This window comes from Colwellia sp. MB3u-55 (genome assembly GCF_014076785.1).
Classification (GTDB): domain Bacteria; phylum Pseudomonadota; class Gammaproteobacteria; order Enterobacterales; family Alteromonadaceae; genus Colwellia_A.
The window spans coordinates 45,928-66,890 of record NZ_JACGUS010000122.1 but is presented as its reverse complement, the minus strand read 5'-3'; the positions used below and the strand labels follow the sequence as shown (position 1 = coordinate 66,890).

General features: G+C 38.3%; 21 protein-coding genes. 13 read left to right on the top strand and 8 right to left on the bottom strand.

Annotation, left to right across the window (positions count from 1 at the left end; genetic code table 11):
* Positions 1 to 22: 22 nt before the first annotated feature.
* The 5 genes from H4J66_RS16505 to H4J66_RS16485 all read left to right on the top strand — a co-directional run bounded on the left by H4J66_RS16505 (position 23) and on the right by H4J66_RS16485 (position 6,269).
* Complete coding sequence (locus H4J66_RS16505; protein ID WP_182176060.1) at positions 23 to 562, top strand: hypothetical protein; 540 nt, start codon at positions 23 to 25, stop codon at positions 560 to 562.
* Between the two features lie 3 nt (positions 563 to 565).
* Complete coding sequence (locus H4J66_RS16500) at positions 566 to 2,176, top strand: GMC family oxidoreductase (RefSeq protein ID WP_310650674.1); 1,611 nt, start codon at positions 566 to 568, stop codon at positions 2,174 to 2,176.
* A gap of 873 nt (positions 2,177 to 3,049) precedes the next feature.
* Positions 3,050 to 3,340, top strand: coding sequence for an OadG family protein (locus H4J66_RS16495; RefSeq protein ID WP_182176059.1), 291 nt, complete (start codon positions 3,050 to 3,052; stop codon positions 3,338 to 3,340).
* A 10-nt stretch (positions 3,341 to 3,350) separates the two neighbouring features.
* Positions 3,351 to 5,132 carry a sodium-extruding oxaloacetate decarboxylase subunit alpha gene (oadA, locus tag H4J66_RS16490; RefSeq protein ID WP_182176058.1) on the top strand — a complete coding sequence of 594 codons (1,782 nt, stop codon included), beginning with the start codon at positions 3,351 to 3,353 and terminating at the stop codon, positions 5,130 to 5,132.
* A 6-nt stretch (positions 5,133 to 5,138) separates the two neighbouring features.
* Positions 5,139 to 6,269 (top strand): sodium ion-translocating decarboxylase subunit beta, encoded by a 1,131-nt coding sequence (locus H4J66_RS16485; RefSeq protein WP_182176057.1) that lies wholly within the window; start codon positions 5,139 to 5,141, stop codon positions 6,267 to 6,269.
* Between the two features lie 213 nt (positions 6,270 to 6,482).
* On the opposite strand, the gene H4J66_RS16480 is transcribed toward H4J66_RS16485, so the two are convergent.
* The 4 genes from H4J66_RS16480 to H4J66_RS16465 all read right to left on the bottom strand — a co-directional run bounded on the left by H4J66_RS16480 (position 6,483) and on the right by H4J66_RS16465 (position 8,233).
* On the bottom strand, positions 6,483 to 6,674 hold the full coding sequence (locus H4J66_RS16480; RefSeq protein ID WP_182176056.1) for a hypothetical protein: 192 nt from the start codon (positions 6,672 to 6,674) through the stop codon (positions 6,483 to 6,485).
* Between the two features lie 80 nt (positions 6,675 to 6,754).
* Positions 6,755 to 7,204, bottom strand: a complete 450-nt coding sequence (locus H4J66_RS16475) for a hypothetical protein (RefSeq protein ID WP_182176055.1) — start codon at positions 7,202 to 7,204, stop codon at positions 6,755 to 6,757.
* Positions 7,205 to 7,278: 74 nt separating this feature from the next.
* Positions 7,279 to 7,950, bottom strand: a complete 672-nt coding sequence (gene pdxH, locus H4J66_RS16470; RefSeq protein WP_182176054.1) for a pyridoxamine 5'-phosphate oxidase — start codon at positions 7,948 to 7,950, stop codon at positions 7,279 to 7,281.
* 115 nt (positions 7,951 to 8,065) lie between these two features.
* Positions 8,066 to 8,233 carry a PA3496 family putative envelope integrity protein gene (locus tag H4J66_RS16465; protein ID WP_157470838.1) on the bottom strand — a complete coding sequence of 56 codons (168 nt, stop codon included), beginning with the start codon at positions 8,231 to 8,233 and terminating at the stop codon, positions 8,066 to 8,068.
* Between the two features lie 240 nt (positions 8,234 to 8,473).
* Between H4J66_RS16465 and H4J66_RS16460 the strand changes: the two genes are divergently transcribed.
* Entirely contained in the window at positions 8,474 to 10,696 is a 2,223-nt protein-coding gene (locus H4J66_RS16460; protein WP_182176053.1) for a GNAT family N-acetyltransferase, read from the top strand.
* A 12-nt stretch (positions 10,697 to 10,708) separates the two neighbouring features.
* On the opposite strand, the gene H4J66_RS16455 is transcribed toward H4J66_RS16460, so the two are convergent.
* Positions 10,709 to 10,966 carry a hypothetical protein gene (locus H4J66_RS16455; RefSeq protein WP_182176052.1) on the bottom strand — a complete coding sequence of 86 codons (258 nt, stop codon included), beginning with the start codon at positions 10,964 to 10,966 and terminating at the stop codon, positions 10,709 to 10,711.
* On the bottom strand, positions 10,957 to 11,187 hold the full coding sequence (locus H4J66_RS16450; RefSeq protein ID WP_182176051.1) for a hypothetical protein: 231 nt from the start codon (positions 11,185 to 11,187) through the stop codon (positions 10,957 to 10,959). Before H4J66_RS16450 ends, H4J66_RS16455 begins: the two co-directional genes overlap by 10 nt.
* Before the next feature lie 179 nt (positions 11,188 to 11,366).
* Between H4J66_RS16450 and H4J66_RS16445 the strand changes: the two genes are divergently transcribed.
* Together H4J66_RS16445 and H4J66_RS16440 are read left to right on the top strand one after the other, a co-directional pair.
* On the top strand, positions 11,367 to 12,281 hold the full coding sequence (locus H4J66_RS16445; protein ID WP_182176050.1) for an ABC transporter ATP-binding protein: 915 nt from the start codon (positions 11,367 to 11,369) through the stop codon (positions 12,279 to 12,281).
* A 5-nt stretch (positions 12,282 to 12,286) separates the two neighbouring features.
* Positions 12,287 to 13,291: an ABC transporter permease gene (locus H4J66_RS16440; protein ID WP_182176049.1), complete on the top strand. Its 1,005-nt coding sequence runs from the start codon at positions 12,287 to 12,289 to the stop codon at positions 13,289 to 13,291.
* 141 nt (positions 13,292 to 13,432) lie between these two features.
* On the opposite strand, the gene H4J66_RS16435 is transcribed toward H4J66_RS16440, so the two are convergent.
* Positions 13,433 to 14,035 carry a DUF4202 domain-containing protein gene (locus H4J66_RS16435; protein WP_182176048.1) on the bottom strand — a complete coding sequence of 201 codons (603 nt, stop codon included), beginning with the start codon at positions 14,033 to 14,035 and terminating at the stop codon, positions 13,433 to 13,435.
* A gap of 291 nt (positions 14,036 to 14,326) precedes the next feature.
* On the opposite strand from H4J66_RS16435, the gene H4J66_RS16430 reads away from it, so the two are divergent.
* The 3 genes from H4J66_RS16430 (at position 14,327) to H4J66_RS16420 (ending at position 18,690) form a co-directional block, all read left to right on the top strand.
* Positions 14,327 to 15,964 carry a CTP synthase gene (locus tag H4J66_RS16430; RefSeq protein ID WP_182176047.1) on the top strand — a complete coding sequence of 546 codons (1,638 nt, stop codon included), beginning with the start codon at positions 14,327 to 14,329 and terminating at the stop codon, positions 15,962 to 15,964.
* Between the two features lie 156 nt (positions 15,965 to 16,120).
* A complete protein-coding gene (gene eno, locus H4J66_RS16425; protein WP_182176046.1) occupies positions 16,121 to 17,419 on the top strand; it encodes a phosphopyruvate hydratase in 1,299 nt (432 codons plus the stop codon).
* 845 nt (positions 17,420 to 18,264) lie between these two features.
* Entirely contained in the window at positions 18,265 to 18,690 is a 426-nt protein-coding gene (locus tag H4J66_RS16420) for a hypothetical protein (protein WP_220463331.1), read from the top strand.
* Between the two features lie 124 nt (positions 18,691 to 18,814).
* Here H4J66_RS16420 and H4J66_RS16415 read toward each other — a convergent pair whose 3' ends face one another.
* Complete coding sequence (locus H4J66_RS16415) at positions 18,815 to 19,708, bottom strand: mechanosensitive ion channel family protein (RefSeq protein ID WP_182176045.1); 894 nt, start codon at positions 19,706 to 19,708, stop codon at positions 18,815 to 18,817.
* A gap of 215 nt (positions 19,709 to 19,923) precedes the next feature.
* On the opposite strand from H4J66_RS16415, the gene H4J66_RS16410 reads away from it, so the two are divergent.
* Positions 19,924 to 20,541, top strand: coding sequence for a hypothetical protein (locus H4J66_RS16410; protein ID WP_182176044.1), 618 nt, complete (start codon positions 19,924 to 19,926; stop codon positions 20,539 to 20,541).
* A 112-nt stretch (positions 20,542 to 20,653) separates the two neighbouring features.
* Positions 20,654 to 20,956 carry a cell division protein FtsB gene (gene ftsB / locus H4J66_RS16405; protein WP_182176043.1) on the top strand — a complete coding sequence of 101 codons (303 nt, stop codon included), beginning with the start codon at positions 20,654 to 20,656 and terminating at the stop codon, positions 20,954 to 20,956.
* Positions 20,957 to 20,963: the final 7 nt, after the last annotated feature.

Below are 20,963 nucleotides of genomic sequence, written 5' to 3'. Positions count from 1 at the left end.
CTTTTATCATTTTGGTATCTGTGTGAATACAAGTCGTAGAGAATTCTTTAAAGTTAGTCTGCTTGGCAGTGCCATCTTGCTGGTTGGCAGTAGTTTGTCTACTATAGCACTGACTAGCCCAGCCACAAAAAAGTTACAACAATTTGATTTTCTTCAAGCATCTGATGCTGATTTTTTATTAGCGCTAGCCCCTGTTATGTTAAAAAGTAATTATCCTGGTGTATTAGCTGAAGACGCTGGATTGCGCTTATTAATGGCTGTTGACCAACAAATTATTACTTTAGGGGCTCACTCTCAAAAGCAATTACGGCAGCTGTTTGATTTAATGTCATCGGCGACATTTCGTTATCTTGTTGGTGCACCGACCAGTGATTGGACCGTAACCCCAGCGAAAGAAATTGAAAGCTTTCTACAAGGTTGGAAAAATAGCCTGTTTTCATTAAAACGTACTGGCTACGCTTCTCTAGGTAAGCTGATTATTATGAGTTGGTATGCTCAATCAGAAAATTATTTACAAGCGGGATACCCAGGCCCTCCTAAAATATATCCATCGCAGGAATAAAACGTGAAAATAGTCTCTGAAATTCGTGGTATTAGCGATCCGTACTCAGCAAATAAAGCGATCACTAAGCAAACGGTCAATGCTAATCAGCTAGATACCAATATTATTAGCGCTGATGTCATTATTATTGGCACTGGGGCGGGTGGTGGCACAAGTGCTGAAATACTTGCGCAGGCAGGGCTGAAGGTGTTGATGATAGAAGAAGGGCCATTAAAGTCGACCCGTGACTTTAAAATGGATGAGCGAACTGCCTATGCCGATTTGTATCAAGAAAATGCTGGGCGAGCTACAAAAGATGGTGGCATTGGAATCTTGCAAGGGCGCTGTGTTGGCGGAACTACCGTAATCAACTGGACCTCAAGCTTTAGAACACCGTCACCAACGCTAGATTATTGGCAAAAAACATTTCAGGTAAAAGGCTGTAGCACCAGCGATATGGTCCCTTGGTTTGAAAAAATGGAAAAGCGCTTAAATGTAACGCCATGGCAAGGTGGAGCGAATGAAAATAATGCGGTGCTAAAAGAAGGTTGTGAGCAACTCAATATTCCATGGAAAGTTATTCCGCGCAATGTCAAAGGCTGCTGGAACCTAGGTTACTGCGGTATGGGGTGTCCGACCAACGCAAAACAATCGATGCTAGTTACCACTATCCCAGATGCGCTTGAACATGGCGGCACATTACTTTATCAAGCTCGTGTCGAACGGTTAATTATTGAGAATAAAAAAATAACAGCCGTAGAATGTTTTGCGCTCGATAATAATAAGAAAAAGACAGCGAAGAAAATTATCGCCAAAGCACCTTATATTATTTTAGCAGCTGGTGCGATTAACGGCCCAGCACTGATGTTACGCTCTAAAGCGCCAGATCCGAATAATCGTATTGGTAAAAGAACCTTTTTACATCCAACTGTTTTTTCATTTGCTCAATTTGATAAAGAAATATCACCTTTTTATGGCGCGCCACAAACTATTTATAGTGATCATTATCAATGGCAAAATGGTGCTACCGGGCCGTTAAGTTATAAGTTAGAGGTACCGCCATTACACCCGGCTATGTCATCAATTATGTTAATGGGCCACGGCACTAAACATGTTGAGGATATGGCAAAGCTGAATAATACCCATGCAATGTTAGCCTTGTTACGTGATGGCTTTGACGTTGATAGTGAAGGCGCTGAAATAACGCTTTCTGATGACGGTAGCCCAGTTGTTGATTATCCGATGAATGATTATTTATTTGATGGGGTTAAACGCGCTTATTTATCTATGGCTGAAGTGCAGTTTGCTGCTGGTGCTAAAAGAGTTCGCCCCGCACATCAACACGGACAATGGTTTGAAAGCTTTGAGTCTTTTAAAGCCGGTTTTAATCAACTTGAGCATAAAGTCAGTAACAACTTAATTGGTAGCGCTCACGTTATGGGAGGCTTAGCGATGGGTGAAAACAAAGCGCTATGCTTAGTTGATAGCGATTGTAAGTACCATTATTTAGATAATTTATGGGTATTTGATGGTTCTGTTTTTCCTACCTCTATTGGTACTAACCCACAACTTTCTATTTATGGCTTAGTTTGTAAACAAGCGAACAAACTTGCTAAAAAATTGAATGAATCATAAAGGTTTTATTTTTGGCGTTAAGCAATAAAATAACTAAACTTACGATGAAAAATAGACCGAATTATAATTATTAGCACAATTTTCATCATGCTGAATTTATTTTTTTGTCGTTATGCTGAATTTATTTCAGTATCTGTGTTTTTGGTTCTAAGTACAGATACTGAAACAAGTTCAGGATGACGGTGTTGTGATTAGGATGACGTTGTTGTGTTCAAGATTACGGTGCTCGCTTTACCCTCTTCTCGTCATGCTGAATTTATTTCAGTATCTGGTTTTTGGCTCTAAGTACAGATCCTGAAACAAGTTCAGGATGACGGAGATGTGTTCAGGGTGATGGTGTTGTATTCAGGGGGGCGGTGTCGTGTTCAGGATTACGGTGCTCGCTTTACACTCTTGTCGTCATGCTAAATTAATTTCAGTATCTGGTTTTGGTTGTAAGTACAGATCCTGAAACAAGTTCAGGATGACGGTGTTGTGTTCAGGATGACTGAGTAGCAATCAAGATTTTTGACTGTGCTATCTTGTGTTTACTTTGTTCAAAATAGCTATCTCATACACATGCTAAAGCAGTTGATTATTTGTTAATTAAACCCCCTTTATATATTTATGCACATATTTAGAATAAACCAAAGCTATGTGTATATTGTATATTATACTGGCTTTTATCTCGCTAGCTCAGCAATATCAGAATACCATATTGTATACAATATGGTAAGTATACAGTTTTTTCTTAATAAAACGCTAAAAATACTGAATATTTACTCTAATCTAGATTGACACGAAATTATTTTTATGAAACTGCAATAATTAGTTTGCTTTTTAGGCATTGGAGTGATTATTCTAATAAAACTTTTTGTTTGAATGAGACTTTTCATGGAACACCTAAACCAATTATTTGTAGAAGCGGGCACGTTAATGTTTGCTGGCATGGTCTTCGTTTTTATCTTTTTGGGATTAATGATTGTTTTTATTAATGTCGTTTTAAAACGCCTCGCCATCAAATTTCCAGATGCCGTTGTCCAAACAAGATCTACCCGCTCAAATCAAAAAACAAAACAAAATGTTGATGGTGTTTCACCTAAAGTGGTGGCAGCAATTACTTCTGCTGTATCGCAATACCGCAAACAACATAATCAAAGCTCAAGCACCCATAAAACTAAATAGGAATAAACTCATGACAAAGCCATTAGGTATCACTGAAGTTGTTTTAAGAGATGGTCATCAATCATTGCTCGCCACTCGTTTACGCCTTGAGGATATGTTACCCATTGCGCCAAAACTTGATGAAATTGGTTTTTGGTCAATTGAGTCTTGGGGTGGTGCTACGTTTGACTCTTGTATTCGCTATTTAGGTGAAGATCCTTGGGAACGTTTACGCGCATTAAAAAAAGCGATGCCAAAAACTAAACAACAAATGTTATTTCGCGGTCAGAATATTTTAGGCTACCGTCATTATGCTGATGATGTGGTCGAGAAGTTTGTTGAACGTGCTCATGTTAACGGTATTGACGTGTTTCGCATTTTCGATGCAATGAATGATGTACGTAATTTACAAACAGCGATTAAATCAGCAGTAAAAGTCGGCGCTCATGCGCAAGGCACATTAAGCTATACCGAGAGTCCAGTGCATACTCTTGAAGGTTGGCTGACGATGGCTAAGCAAATTGAAGATATGGGCGCGCATTCTTTATGTATCAAAGACATGTCTGGTTTATTAAAACCTTACGACGCTGAAGAATTGATCGGTCGTCTGAAAGAAACGGTCTCTTTACCTATTGCTTTACATTGTCATGCGACCACAGGTTTAAGTATTGCTACTCACATGAAGGCTATTGATGCCGATGTAGATGTTATCGATACGTCTATCTCTTCAATGAGTATGACTTATGGTCATTCACCGACAGAAACGATTGTTTCGATTGTTGAAGGTACCAAACGAGATACTGGTTTAGACATGGTGAAGCTTGCTGAAGTTGCCACTTACTTTCGTGAAGTTCGTAAAAAGTATGCCAAATTTGAAGGTAGCTTAAAAGGTATCGATGCGCGTATTTTACTTGCACAAGTTCCTGGTGGCATGTTAACAAATATGGAAATGCAGTTAAGAGAACAAGGTGCTGCAGACAAGCTTGATGAAGTATTAATTGAAATTCCAAAAGTAAGAAAAGATTTAGGTTATATCCCATTAGTGACACCAACCTCGCAAATTGTTGGTACGCAAGCGGTATTAAATGTACTAACTGGTGAGCGTTATAAGTCAATCACAAAAGAAACAGCTGGTGTCTTAAAAGGTGAATATGGCGCAACTGCCGATAAAGTTAATGCCGAATTACAAGCGCGTGTTTTAGATGGCGCTGAAGCGATCACTTGTCGTCCCGCTGATTTAATTAAACCTGAACTTGATAATCTTACTGCAGAATTAGAAAAACTTGCTAAAGAGAAAAAGATTGATTTAGCCGATGAAGTGATTGATGACGTTTTAACGTATGCATTGTTTCCGCAAATAGGACTGAAATTTCTAGAAAATAGAAATAACCCGGATGCATTTGAACCTGTGCCTTCGATTGAAGATGCGGTAGCAGCCTCTGCACACGCTAAAAGTTCAACCGCGCCAGAAAGTTATGCCGTCAGCGTAGATGGTCAGGTGTTTGAGGTTGTTGTAGGTCCTGGAGGCGATATTAGCGAAATTTCTCAGCCTAGTAGCAGTCAATCATCATCACAGGCATCAAAACCGTCATCATCAACTTCTGAAGCGTTAAATGCACCACTTGCTGGCAATATATTTAAAGTGTTAGTTAATGAAGGTGATGAAGTTGAAGCCGGTGAAGTTGTTATCATTATGGAAGCAATGAAAATGGAAACTGAAATTCGTGCAGTTAACTCAGGTACCGTTACTTCAGTGGATATTAAAGAAGGCGATTCTGTAACTGTTGGTCAAGCTTTATTGAGTTTAGGATAGATAATAATGGATTCGTTAAATAAACTTTGGTTGTCTACTGGCTTAGCTAACTTTGAGTCGGGTCAGGTGATCATGATGATAGTTGGCTGTTTGCTACTTTATCTTGCAATAGCACGTAACTTTGAACCGTTATTGTTATTACCTATGGGCTTTGGTGCGATATTAACCAATATACCATTAGCTGGATTTTCAGAAGTTGGTGGTTTATTACATTTCATCTACTATGCGGGTATTGATACGGGGATATTTCCGTTGATTATCTTTATGGGAGTGGGTGCAATGACTGACTTTGGCGCGTTAATCGCTAACCCTAAAACTTTATTACTTGGTGCTGCTGCCCAATTCGGTATCTTTGCCACCTTATTTGGTGCTATTGCCTTAAACACAATACCTGGTATTGAATTTACGCTTAAAGATGCATCAGCTATTGCTATTATTGGTGGTGCAGATGGTCCGACAGCGATATTTTTAGCATCAAAACTAGCGCCAGAATTATTAGGTGCTATTGCTGTTGCTGCTTATTCTTATATGGCTTTAGTGCCAATTATTCAGCCACCTATTATGCGCGCATTAACCACTGAAGATGAACGTAAAATTGAAATGGCGCAATTACGCCCAGTAGCGAAAATTGAAAAAATAGTGTTCCCGTTAGCTGTTCTCATGATGTCTATTTTCTTTTTACCATCAGCAACACCTTTAGTTGGCATGTTCTGTTTGGGTAACTTGATGCGAGAATGTGGTGTTGTTGACCGATTAAGCTCAACAGCGCAGAACGAGTTAATTAATATCACCACCATATTCTTAGGTTTAGGGGTCGGTTCTAAATTAAGTGCCGAAGCCTTTTTGAATATAGAAACCTTAGGTATTTTAGGTTTAGGTGCTGTTGCATTCTCAATTGGTACTGCTTCCGGGGTATTAATGGCTAAGTTAATGAATAAACTTTCATCAACACCTATTAATCCTCTCATTGGTGCTGCCGGTGTTTCAGCCGTACCTATGGCGGCACGTGTTGCTAATAAAGTGGGTTTAGAAGCTAATCCACACAACTTCTTATTAATGCATGCGATGGGGCCTAACGTTGCCGGTGTGCTTGGTTCAGCGGTTGCGGCAGGTATCTTACTGGCATTAGTAGGATAAGAATTGCGGTAGGCTTAGCGCGTTAACTAATAAAAACGGGAAGCTTTGCTTCTCGTTTTTTTTTCATTTTAGCTGCGCTAATACCTATGTACGACAACAAGTGTCATCTTTGCTAGCTTATCTGTCTATTACTCAATTATACCGTTATCAGGCAATTGGGCGTAAGGGGCTATTTTTTAAAGTAGTTACCAGTATTGTTAGACAGTAACGCATCTAATTGTTTTTTAGCTTTTCTCCTACTGCATTCTTTGCAACAGCAAGACTGGCTGCAATAACTTTAAACTTTTGATAATAAATTTTTTGTGGGCTTTCGGGGGAATTAAATTCTGTAGGAACTCTGGTGAAAAGATCATCTTGTAATTCTTTAATCGTCGACATCATAGCCACCCGTTCGAAAAGTATCACTTTAAGTCTCCGGCGTGCCATCATCATAATTAGTTGCGCTAAACTACTTACCTCAACAAACTTTTCTCTGGGGACTTGCGCTAATTCAGCGAAAAAATCGCATTGCCAATTAGCGTACTTATACTCCCTTCGGGCAAATTTTTGATGTCAAAGTTAGCGGGGGACGTTGAATAAAGATCAACGGTAGTGTCAAAGTGCCAAGATAACTCTTGTGCGTATTGGTAAAAGCTTTCTGTTTCACTATCTTTAGGCGTTAAACCTACCATGTCGATACGGTAACTGTTTAATTCTAGCTTCGCCCAAGCATAGGTCATTATTTGATAATTAAACATTAGTGTGGAACTTTCTTGCAGCCCATTAAGCATATCAATAACAAAACCACTGCCGTCTTCGTTTACTAAAGGAGGAAATGGCTCCAACCCAACTAAAATATTAGTAGGGTTGGCTAATGATTTAACGCTAAATAAAGAACATAAAACAGCAACACTGACAACTTTATATAACACTGATATGTTGTTTAAAATAGACATCTTATAAATTCAAGGGTTAACTATTAACGATAATTTTTTGCTATAAATACCGTTTGAATATTAAAAGATAGCCATTAAGGGTTTAATTTAAATTGACGCCATAGTACCTTTTTGTCCTCTTGATTTTGGTCTTGTTCAAAGCAAATACGGTCATGTAAACGATTAGCTCGACCTTGCCAAAATTCAAGGTAATGAGGCTTTATTCGCCAGCCACCCCAAAACTCGGGTAAGGGGACTTCTTGGCCGGCAAACTTTTCAGTGTAATAAGCTTCGCTTTGCTTTAATGCTTCTTTACTCGCCAGTGGTGAGCTTTGCTTTGACGCCCATGCGCCAATTTGGCTACCGCGGTCTCTGCTATGAAAATACTGTTCTGATTGTTCAGGTGTTACTTTTTCTACCCTACCTTCTATCCTGACTTGGCGTTGCAGAACATTCCAATGAAATAATAAGGCTATCTTATTGTTCTCATTTAAATCTTGGCTTTTTCGGCTGGCGTAATTAGTATAAAAAACGAAACCATCGTCATTAAACTCTTTTAACAACACCATACGTGAGCTAGGTTGGCCCTCTTGATCGCAGCTGCTGACAGACATCGCTTCAGGTAATAAAATGCCTGATTTTTTCGCGTCATCAAACCATTGACTAAACAATTCAATGGGTTTTGTTTGTTCAGAAATATCGGGCAGTGGTAAGGCAACACCTTGACCAAATGTTAATAAGCAGCGTAATTTTTCAAATAATGTCATAACGGTAAATTTAAATTATGTAGGGAGAATAGGTTCGTTAGATAGTAGCATGAATGTTTTATCTAACAATAAGAGATTATCGGCTTAATGCAATCAAAAGTTACAGCCGTGATGATTATATTTCCCAATCATCACTGAAGTCTAATGCTTCACGAAGGCGCTTCTTTTCTAGCAAATCATCGATACGTTTACGCACCTTGCTATTTTTATCTGCTTTTTTACCGGTGGCAAGATCTTTGTCGTAGTTATCAGACTCGTCATTTGCTTTATATTCATCTGCCATTATCGTGTTTTTCTCACGGTTAAGTATTTTTATTAATAAGGATTAATTTCAAGATAGGCAACAACTGAGAAAATTTCAATAAATTAGCTCAATTGCCTACTAAATAAATTAGCTCAATCGCCTACTATTAATGCCATTATTTTTTAGTAAATAACCGCAGATAAAAATAAACTATTTGAATTGCGGTAGCAGATTGATAAACTGCTTTCACTTTAGTTTTACTGAATTTAGCGCCTGCTTATGTCTAACCGTAATTTCGTCGAATGGCTTGAAGAAATGCAATGTCAGGCTTTGAGCAAATTTCAGCGACAACTGGTGTTACTGGTTGGTGATGCTTGCTGGGTAAAACAGTTACTGCAACTTAATGAACAAAACCAGAGTAAAGATGCTTGGCTGGTATTTAGTCACCACCCCGAAATTTCTGCCACGATCAACAACAAACACTTTGCTCAGCAACTTGGGAGTGAGCATAATCGAATATTATTTTCAGGTGTTGAAAATAGCGACTGTTCTGCGCTTAATAGTATCAATTTGGATGCTTTTGCCGCGCTCTCTGGCACCCTAGTCGCTGGTGGCGTTATGTGTTTATGGCTTGAAAAACCATTAATACAAGCGATTGAGCAAACAAAGCCAGCTTCACTTAAATATTTTTATCGACAGCTTCTCGACAATAAAGCCTTAATTACGATTACACAAAGTGACGAGCAAACGTTTCCGTTGTTAGATGATATCGCACCAGCAATATCGACAATCTCTAGTGATTTTTTATATCAATGTAAAACCAAAGAACAACAAATAGCCGTTGAACATATTATTAAGGTCAGCCGAGGTCATCGAAACCGTCCATTAGTGCTAACCGCTGATCGTGGTCGTGGAAAATCATCAGCGCTTGCTATTGCTTGTGTTGAGCTCATTGCAAATAACACCGCTATGGGCCATGAAAAAATTAATATTGTTATTACTGCACCCCATGTTCGTTCTTTATCGGTTTTTTACCGTCAACTTGCTTGTTCATTAGCGGCACTTGGCGAAAAATTTGACTATGCTAATACCAGCAAAACCGCTTTGGTTCACCCCTTGGGTTCGATAACCTTTGTTGCGGTCGACCAACTCATTCGCCGCAATGATTCATTGAATGTTTCACTATTACTGGTTGATGAAGCCGCCGCCATTCCGGTACCTTTATTAACAAGCTTAACTGCTCTTTTTTCTCGTGTTGTTTTTTCAAGTACGGTTCATGGTTATGAAGGAGCAGGGCGCGGCTTTACGGTAAAGTTTCAACATGCATTAACAAAGCAAGTGCCGCAGTGGCGAAGCTTTCATATGCATCAGCCTATTCGCTGGCGTCAAGACGATCCGCTAGAAGTCTTTGTTTTTGAAAGTTGTTTACTCAATGCCAAGTTAACAGAATTGCCGTTACTAACTCAGCCTGTAAGCGAAATTTCTTTGAATAAAGCAACCTTAAGCCAATCATCGACAGTGCAGTTGGCTAAAGAATCGTTATCTTTTAGCCAAGTGTCATCAACCTCGTTGATTGAAGACACGGTGTTATTAAAGCAAGTTTTTGCTGTGCTGGTAACCGCTCATTATCAAACGTCACCAAACGATATTACGCTATTACTCGACAATAAAGCGCTACAATTATTTGTTGCCAAATTAGGTGATGATATTGTCGGTGTTGCCTTACTTCTTGAAGAAGGGTGTAATAAAGTAGGCGATATTCAAGCGATAGCAACAAATCAACGTCGACTAAAAAATCAGTTTATTCCCCAGTCTTTATTGACTCATTGTGGTTTTAGTGAAAGTTTTAGTTATCAATATCTACGGGTTTTACGCATAGCTATTCATCCACAATATCAAGGATATGGTTTTGGCCGTTGTTTTATTAAAACGCTAGAAAATTTTGCAAAAAAGCAGCAAATTGATTTTATTGGCGCGAGTTTTGGTGCCAATGCGCAGTTACTTAAGTTTTGGCAAGATGCTGATTATCAAATTGCTCGAATAGGTTTCACTAAAGACCAAGCCAGTGGTGAGCATTCCGCGCTAGTGGTTTCTGCAATGAGCGACCGGGGGCAATTTTTTCAACGAAAGATTGCCAGTGAATTTTATAGTTCATTCGATTATTTACTCACCGATGAATACAAAGGTTTATCGCCTAAGTTAGTGTGGCAAATATTACATCATTGCCCTGATAAAAGTTTACCACAGCTAAGCGCCCATCAGCTGAACAGTATTAGCGACTTTATTCAACAAAAACGGCAGTTTAGTCATTGCGTAAAAGCGTTACATTATTGGTGTCTTTTACACTGTAAAGAAAATTATCAAGCAAGTATACTCGTGTTAATCGAGCGTGTTTTACAGAAAAAGTCCGTTGATGAAGTATGTAAGAATCATCAATTAACCGGTAAAAAAATGCTAAATCAGGCCTTAATTGATTACATTGCGCAGGCTCAAGCGCACTAGCTATTCAATCGCCTAGGCGATCTGTTGTTGCCAAAATTTAAGCATAGTAAAATAATGACAAGGCTGACTGGCGAAAGCCGTGAAGTCGTCATGTTTAATAAGGCGAGTTAAATAATAGCTGATCACCTTTGCTAATTCATTACTGGGATGTTGTGCATAAGTTTTGGTTAATACGCTCAACCAATCTTCTATTTGATAAAGCTCACTTGAATAAGCAATAGCGCAATGAATACTGTCTTTATGATAGCTCGCTGAATAAGTTAACGACATCTTGATTGCTCTCCCTGCAAGCTGCTTTGTAAGAGTGATTGCCACAATGTTTTACGCGCAGCATCATCTAAGCACCTGCACTCATTACCAGGCAAAGCGCCAGACAAGATTAACTTTTCTAATAATATGATGGGTAATTCAACTTTTGCCTTCTCAGTGTGTATTTGGTGATAATTGTCTTGGATATTTTTTCTATTGATAGAATATTGTTGCGCACCCATGATGAAACTCCTTTGCTTAGCCGATGACGTTAGATTTAATTTAATGTAATAGTTACCACAATGCAAATGATAATTGTTATCATTTGCATTGTGGTGATGTTTTATTATTTTTAGTGATGTGATTTTTACACATATCCCATTACAATAACGAGTAAGCATTAGGTATTATTAGGAAAGTTATGACACAGAGTCAGCAACGGGTTGGTCAAACAAAAAACGATGTTATTGAAGTTAATCATTTAGTTAAAAGTTATAAAGGTGTGCAAGCGGTTGATGATATTAGTTTCACCATTACTAAAGGGCATTGTTTTGGTTTGTTAGGGCCAAATGGTGCAGGAAAAACGACGACCATTGAAATAATGGAAGGGATAATTCCAGCGACCAGTGGTGAAGTGCTTTATTCAGGAAAAAGCATAGGTAAGGATATAAGTCAGCAAATAGGCATTCAATTTCAAAGTACTGCTTTGCAAGATTTTTTAACGGTACAAGAGACCTTAAATCTATTCACCGCATTTTATGACAACACTGTACCTCATCAGCAATTAATTGAGCTTTGTGGCTTAAAAGATTTTTTAGATAGAGATAATCGTTTGTTGTCGGGTGGACAGCGTCAACGGTTATTATTAGCACTGGCGCTAATTAATGACCCCGATATTATTTTTCTTGATGAGCCCACCACTGGGCTTGATCCACAAGCGAGACGTAATTTTTGGCAGTTAATAAAAAATATTAAAGCCCAAAATAAGACGGTTATTTTAACCACTCATTACATGGACGAAGCGGAACAACTTTGTGATGAAGTGGTTATTATGGACAATGGTAAAATTATTGAAAGTGGTACACCGAATAGATTACTTGCTAAGCATTTTCAAGAGGTCTTTATTTATTTACCTCAAGAGCAAGTACCTCAGCCATTAATTGAAAAACATCAGTGGACTATCGAACACGAGCGCGTCGAAATAACGACGCAACATGTGGAAGAAACTATTAGCTTGTTAATTGCTGAGAAAATTCCATTAGAAGGTTTACAAGTAAAGTCTCCTAATCTTGATGATCTTTTTCTAAAATTAACTGGCCATTCATTGAGAGAATAAAAGATATGAATTTTAAACGTTTTTTTGCGGTAGTCAAAGCCCGTAATATTGAATTTTTTCGCGATCGTTCATCATTAGGATGGAATTTGTTTTTCCCTATTCTCATGTTAGCAGGTTTATCTTTTGTTTTTGCTGGTGACGGAAAAGCTGTTTACAAAGTGGGGGTTATCGACAGTAAAACCGTTCAATCAAGTTTTATGGAAACACGTTACGTTGACTTTATCGACTATCAAGATAAGGCGTTAGCAACCGTAAAATTAGAACAGCATGCTATTGATTTTTTAGTCGACTTTAGCCAAAAAAGTTATTGGGTTAACCAAGGTTCGCCAAACAGTTACCTGGTTGAAAAAATCTTTTTAGGACAGCACAATAACTTTCAACGCCTAGAAACCTATGGTAAGAAAATTCGTTATGTCGATTGGGTGCTGCCTGGGATCCTTGGAATGAACATGATGTTCAGTTGCCTATTTGGTGTTGGTTACGTCATAGTACGTTATCGTAAAAATGCGGTATTAAAGCGTTTAAAAGCGACACCGCTTTCAGCGTTTGAATTTGTATCAGCACAATTAGTGTCACGCATTTTTATTGTGATGTTTATGTCGAGTGTTGTTTATATTGGCTGTAATTTCTTTTTTGATTTTTACATGCTGGGCAGCTATTTTGATCTATTTATCATCGCAGTTTTAGGCGCTATTAGCTTAATATCTTTAGGTTTGCTGGTTGCGAGCAGAAGTAAGAGTGAAGAGCTTATTGGCGGTTTACTTAATTTGACCTCATGGCCAATGATGTTGTTATCAGGTGTTTGGTTTAGTTTAGAAGGTGCGCCCAATGCGGTAAAAGTTTTTGCTGACTTTTTACCTTTAACTCATTTAGTGGCTGGAGCTAGAAAAGTGATCACCGAAGGTGCAACCTTAGCTGATATCAGTTATCACCTGACCGCACTTTTGATTATGAGTACTATCTTTTTAGCGTTAGGCTCTTACTTATTTAGTTGGAATACCGAGCGATAATAGCGGTTGCTGTTTTATGGTGAGACCTATTAATCATTATACTAGGTCTCGTTGTGCAACAAAATCTGGCCGTAACACGCCCCTTTATTTTTCTATGGCGTTTGCCTCTTTCAGCGGAGGTGGAGCAAACTTAACGGTTAATTATTGATCAGCGAGTGCTTTACCCACTAAGGTCGCTAAATGGTTAGGTAGTGTTAATGAAAGTGCTATTTCGTGGCCACGCGCTGACATTTTTCCCCAAGTTTTCTTTACTATCCTAATGATTTTAGCTTCGTTGTCTGCTTCGGTATATTTAGCGGCAAAAGCGTCAAAGTAATATTGTAAGAATACTAAGCAAGCGACATCCTCTAACGTTTGCGTGTTGGCATTTGTTTTGAGCTGTTCTTTTCTTAAAATACAAGCGGTCAATTCAGCCTCATGCTCAGAATAATCATTTTCTATCATTAATGACTTAGTGAGTTCAGCGTGGAACTTTCCTTGGGAAATTCGCCATTGATAATAGCCAGCTTTGCCTTCATCAAATTGGGTACGCTTTAAGTCCCAGCGTTTAATATGCTGTGCCCGCACAGCTATTTGTAATAATTCATTTGACTGAGGAAAATACTGCTCAAGACAAGAGGTCATGTATTGACCATAAAGTAATTCATTGGCTTGAGGATGCCCATTAACAAGTGTTTGATTGGGATCTTCACTATTTATTTTATCGATGGCACAAAGTACGGCGGTTAAACGAGATGAAGTCATAAAGGGTATCCAAAGCCTAGGGCGAATTAAAACAATATGTTAGCTTTTTATCGATAAAATAAACACAGTGATTAAACATTTTTGTCAAAATAACAGAAATTGATCGGTTGATCATATTGTCGTGGTAGCTAGTTTTAAGTATAATGTTTTCCCGTCCTGCTAGGTTGGTGCGTTTTTCAAGATCATGACTAAACTTACCTCATTATTCGCTCATTAATTCGCGTAATAAGCCAGCAAAACAACTTAAGTAAAACACACAAAATTCCTGCTCACTCTGACTTTTGGTATCACATGACAACTAGATATATTTTTGTAACCGGCGGCGTTGTATCGTCTCTTGGTAAAGGTATTGCCGCGGCTTCTCTTGCTGCAATTCTTGAAGCACGCGGCTTAAAAGTCACAATGTTAAAACTTGACCCTTATATTAATGTTGACCCGGGTACGATGAGTCCTATTCAACATGGTGAAGTGTTTGTTACCGAAGACGGCGCGGAAACTGATTTGGATTTAGGGCATTATGAACGATTTATTCGTACCAAAATGACCAAGCTTAATAACTTCACCACCGGCAGAATATATCAAGATATTCTTGCACGTGAGCGCAAAGGTGAGTTTTTAGGTGCCACTATTCAAGTTATTCCTCATATTACTAACGACATAAAGCGTCGCGTTATCGAGGGTGCTGAAGGTTATGACGTTGCTATGGTTGAGATTGGCGGCACGGTTGGTGATATTGAATCACAACCTTTCTTAGAAGCTATCCGCCAGTTAGGTACAGAATTAGGACGTGAGCGTGCGATGTATATGCACCTAACGTTAGTGCCTTATATTAAAACAGCCGGCGAAATTAAAACAAAACCAACTCAACATTCAGTGAAAGAGCTACGCTCAATCGGTATCGTCCCTGATATTTTAGTGTGTCGAAGTGAACGCACTGTACCTGCTAATGAGCGAGCAAAAATATCTTTGTTTACCAATGTTGCTGAAAAAGCGGTTTTATCAATGCGTGACGTTGATAGTATCTATAAAATTCCGGCGTTACTTAAAGCCCAAGGTATTGATGAATTAGTGGTTAAACGTTTTGGTCTTGATGTACCTGTTGCCGATTTAAGTGAATGGGAAAAAGTACTCTATCAAGAAGCTAACCCTTTTGGTGAAGTTACCATAGGCATGGTAGGTAAATATATTGAATTACCAGACGCGTATAAATCTGTTAACGAAGCATTAAAACATGCCGGCTTGAAAAACCAAGTAACGGTAAACATTAAATACATTGACTCACAAGATCTTGAGAGCAAAGGAACCGATGTTTTAGGAACCGTTGACGCGATACTAGTGCCAGGTGGTTTTGGTATTCGTGGCGTTGAAGGAAAAATTTTAGCGGCGAAATATGCTCGTGAAAACAAAGTGCCTTATTTAGGTATTTGTTTAGGTATGCAAGTGGCGCTTATTGATTATGCCCGCAATGTTGCTGGTCTTACTGACGCTCATAGCACCGAATTTAACCCTGAAACCCCACATCCAGTGGTAGGTTTAATTAATGAATGGTTAGATGAAGAAGGCCAAGTTGAATACCGTCATGAAAATTCAGACTTAGGCGGCACGATGCGTTTAGGTTCACAATTGTGCCACATTGTGAAAGGTACCAAGGCATATGACGTATATGGCAGTGAAACAATTTATGAGAGACACCGTCATCGTTATGAGGTAAATAATAACTACCGTGAGCAAATTAGCAAAGCTGGTTTGGTGTTCTCGGGGTTATCTACGGATAAAACATTAGTTGAGATGATTGAAATACCGGATCATCCTTGGTTTATTGCTGGGCAGTTTCATCCTGAGTTTAATTCAACTCCACGTGATGGACACCCATTGTTTGAAAGCTTTATTGCTGCTTCATTTGAGCATCAAAAACAGCAATCAAGTTAAACCTGAAAATTAATAAAACCGTAGCATAGTGCTGCGGTTTTGCTTTCTGGCATAATTATTTATGGCAAAATGTTTTATCAGTAAAATGTAAACTAAAACTATTACCAACTTAATAGCGGTTCATTCGCTTAGTGCACTCAATTTAAAGGAATTATAATGTCGAATATCAGTAAAATTATCGCCCGTGAAATTATGGACTCTCGTGGTAACCCAACCGTTGAAGCTGACGTTTTTTTAGCATCGGGTGCTTGGGGCCGTGCTGCTGCACCCTCTGGCGCATCAACCGGTTCACGTGAAGCGTTAGAGTTACGTGATGGCGATAAGTCTCGTTATTTAGGTAAAGGCGTATTAAAAGCGGTTGCGGCGATAAACAATGACATTCAAGCGGCATTGATCGGACAAAGTGCTTTAGAACAAGCCACTATTGATCAAATCATGATCGACTTAGACGGTACCGAAAATAAAGAAAAATTTGGTGCCAATGCTATTTTAGCGGTTTCATTAGCAAATGCAAAAGCAGCCGCAATGGAAAAGAAAGTACAATTGTTTGAACATATTGCTGATTTAAACGGAACTCCAGGTCAATACTCATTACCTTTACCTATGATGAATATCATCAATGGCGGTGAACATGCAGACAATAATGTTGATATTCAAGAATTCATGATCCAACCGGTAAGTGCTAAAAGTTTCAGTGAAGCATTACGTATGGGCGCTGAAATATTTCATGCCTTGAAAAAAGTATTATCTGCAAAAGGTTTAAATACTGCAGTTGGTGATGAAGGTGGTTTTGCACCAGATTTAGCCTCGAATGCTGACGCTTTAGCCGTTATTAAGGAAGCCGTTTCTGCTGCCGGTTATGAATTAGGTAAAGACATTACGTTAGCGATGGATTGTGCTGCTTCAGAATTTTATGATAGCGAGAAAGGCATTTACGATCTGAAAGGCGAAGGTAAGCAATTTACAGCTAACGAATTCTCTGATTTCTTAGCAACGCTATGCGAAGAATACCCTATCGTTTCTATTGAAGACGGTTTGGACGAGTCTGATTGGGATGGTTTTGCTTACCAAACAAAATTATTGGGCGATAAAATACAAATTGTTGGTGATGATTTATTTGTAACGAATACTAAAATCTTAGCTCGTGGTATTGAACAAGGTATTGGCAACTCAATTTTAATTAAGTTTAACCAGATTGGTACCTTAACTGAAACATTAGCAGCGATTAAAATGGCGAAAGATGCTGGCTTTACTGCTGTTATTTCTCATCGTTCAGGCGAAACTGAAGATGCAACGATTGCTGATTTAGCGGTAGGTACAGCGGCAGGCCAAATTAAAACCGGTTCACTTTGTCGTTCAGACCGTGTTTCTAAGTATAACCAATTGCTACGTATTGAAGAGTACCTTGGTGATAAAGCTATATTCAACGGCCTGTCAGAAGTTAAAGGCCAATAACGATTAACTATGTTTATTTCTTCCTACCACGTTATTAGAAGTACTCATTGACTATCGTCAACTCCGTGCGTCTGCCTAGTGGTAGTTTGAACTAACTCACATTTTAATTCGTTATTTTTGTTATAAATATAGTCATAAAAAGCCACTCATTTGAGTGGCTTTTTATTTTTAGGGATAACTGATTTAGGCAAGTGGTTACTTTAATAACATAGCTAAAGCATGTTTATTTCTTCCTACTTCGTTGTTAGAAGTACTTATTGACTATCGTCAATTTCGTGCGACGTCTTCGCTCTAAAAGCAATTAGCAGCTAAACTAATAATTATTCGTTATATTTTATGATTATGCGTAAGGGTGAGATTAGCCTTACTTACAGTCGTTTATTTTTAAAAGGCTCTCATAACATTTAATTATGTAAAAAGGCACGTTTTCGATCATAATATCAGAGATTCAGTCAGCAATATTTAAAATCACTTATGCGCTTTATAGACATTAGTTATAAATTATTAGTCATAGGTTATCTAATTAATCACTAACCAAATTTATTGGCATGTTATTTAAATATATGGCGAAGCCTCGTTTATCCCAAATTAATTGGTATTAAATTGTTTTTATTACCTTTAATTTACATGGAATACATGTATGACGAACCATGTCTGGGCTCAGATATATCATGGTTCGTTATGCAAAGTTATATACGATGTTGAATACAACAAAAATTGCTGATAACTTATAAGATATATTATAAAAAAATGTGGTGCGTAAAAGATTGTCGTTGAAATTTTCGACGGTTTAATCTGAAATGCGTATTAATAGGCTGTTATAGCTTCAAAAATAGAAAGAGGAATTGTTCATCAACGAAAAATACAACCTTAGCTCCACTCGTCGAAATCCTTGGATTTATATTAGTGTCATCGTATTGATATTTATATTTATAGGATTTGCAGTAACGTTGATGCCTAAAGCTTTTAAGATGACTCACGAGCAAATAGGCACCGGCTTGCCGGCTCTAGTGTTTATTTACGATCCAAACCTTGTAGTTAGCATAAGCCAGACTGAACAGATGAATAAAGCTCGTGATCAGCTTGGTGTCCAAGTTCTCTTTCTTATCGCCAAAATTAGGACCCCAGAGGGAGACCAGTTTATCGCTGAATATCAAGCTAGCCCTGCGGAGCTTTTACTCTTTGATCCATCAGGGAGACTGATTAAAAGGCAGTTCGCTTTGAGAAATTCTAGCGAACTAACAGAGTGGATAACGGTAGATGAGCTTTAATTTTGGCATGCTAGTTTCGAACATTATCCGCAGCTACAATTTTCCTCGAAAAAAAACCACTCAATAAGTGGTTTTTTTATGCATTGAATTTATGGTGGAAAGTCAGACTTATTCAACTGTTATACTAAGCTTGTGAGATTAAATGAACATCGCGTTGTGGGAACGGGATCTCGATATTGTTTTCTTTCAGGGCTAAGTAAATTGCTTTGTAGGCTTTAAATTTAGCATCATAATAATTAGCCGTGGGCGTCCATAAGCGTATCGAAATATTGATAGAGCTGTCAGCAAATTCGCTAATACCAATTTGTGGTTCGCGCGATTCACCAACGATATTGAGTTCCTCTATCGTTCTTTCTAAAATAGTAACCACTTGTAATGGATCTTCTTTATAAGCGATACCCACTGTTAACTCTAATAATGAGTCATGTTTGGAGTTGTGTAATATCTCGCCAACAATATGTTTGTTCGGTATGGTAATCGCAACACCGTCTTGGTCATGAATTATGGTATAAGCCAGGAGAACTTCTTTGACTATGCCGGTAACACCGCGCACAGTTATGGTATCGCCAACCACGAAGGGGCGAATAATAATAATATTAAAACCAGCTGCATAGTTAGCTAATAAACCTTGTAAGGCTAAGCCTGCACCAAGAGAAATGGCACCAATGGCAGCTATAAATGGCGTAACACTAATGCCTAATTTACTTAACGAGATAACGGTTATCATAATAACGATAAGCATTTTGGTGGTACTGGCCAAAAACTGACTTAAGGTGATATCAAGTTTATGTTTTGTACATAGTCTCAATACAACATTGGATATTTTGCCTGCGACGATATAACCGAGCGCGAAAATGATGAAGGCGCCAATCAATTGGAAGGTATAATTAGCAAAAAAATTAACAATGATATTATAAATATAACTGACCTGATCTATTTCTTGTCGTAATAAATCGGTTGGCGCTAGAGAGATAGTTTTTTCTACTACTGGGCTTTTACTTGCTACTTTTTCAAACATATATTTTCCATGAGTTTTCGGTGTTAGGTTATGTGGAGTTCAATTAACAGCATAGCGCTATTGGTTAATATTAAGGGCGATAAAGCTAATAATGTGTATGATAATAGCCATAAATAAAGACTGTAGCTTTATTTTATCTTTTTCACCCAATAGGTTATGCTTAAACTTCAGGTTAAATTCTACCCAGTAACGTATTAAAAAGCACTCAATTATTCATGAATGAACAAACCACAATATGGCAAAGGGACTATCAATCAGCTGATTTTGCTGAGCTTTGTAATGCGCTATACGAAAGAGAGTTGGGGCAGTTGAGTATAGATCCTCTTTTATCAGCCCCATTGATGCAGGGTCGATTAAAAAGTTTACCTCATTATATCAAGCGTACGGCAAATTCCATGTTACAAGTGCAAACACCTCTAAAGCTTGATGTGCAAAATGCAACTTGGTCAGCTAAACAAGGTTTACAGATGCCATTAAATGGTCAAGACAGCGAGTCAGTAAAACAGTGGTATTTATCGGCAACGTTGCATCATGGCCTAGTGGTGCCTATTGCAAAAGATGCCACGATATTATTAGACTCTATTGACAGAATTGATCTTGAGCAACAGCGTTTTCGAACCAATCTTCATGGTTGGTTTTCTTTAACTGGACTTGAACAAAACCAAGCAATAGGGCAATTACTCAAACCCAATAAGAAAGTGATGACTGCAGCTTGTAGTGGCCATTGTTGGTTAAATGCTCACCGAGCAAACCCTTTAACACCGAGTTTACGTGAGTTGTTGTTATCTTGTGCTATTAACTGGCGTAACTTTAAACAATCGTTAGCAATTTAATTTTTAAACATTATTAATGTGTTAATAATGTTTACACCAGCAAACACCCATTTATAATGGCAATCGTACTGGCACTTTTTTGACTGAATTTTAAGCTTTATATTAGGTTTTTATGCGCGCTATAACCGTACTTTTACTGGTTTTTCTGATGTTATTACAACACCGACTATGGTTTGGGAAAAACAGTGTGCCTGACTATCTAGCTTTGGAACAAGAAGTTAAACGTGAAATAGCGGACAATAACAAGCTAAAACAACGTAATAAATTATTATATGCTGATACCGACGATTTAAAATCAGGCGTCGAAGCTATTGAAGAGCGCGCCCGAAATGAGTTAGGGATGATAAAAGAAAACGAAACATTTTTTCGTGTAATACCCTCTGAAAAAAACACCATGCAAATAGATCCGGAATAACAACGTT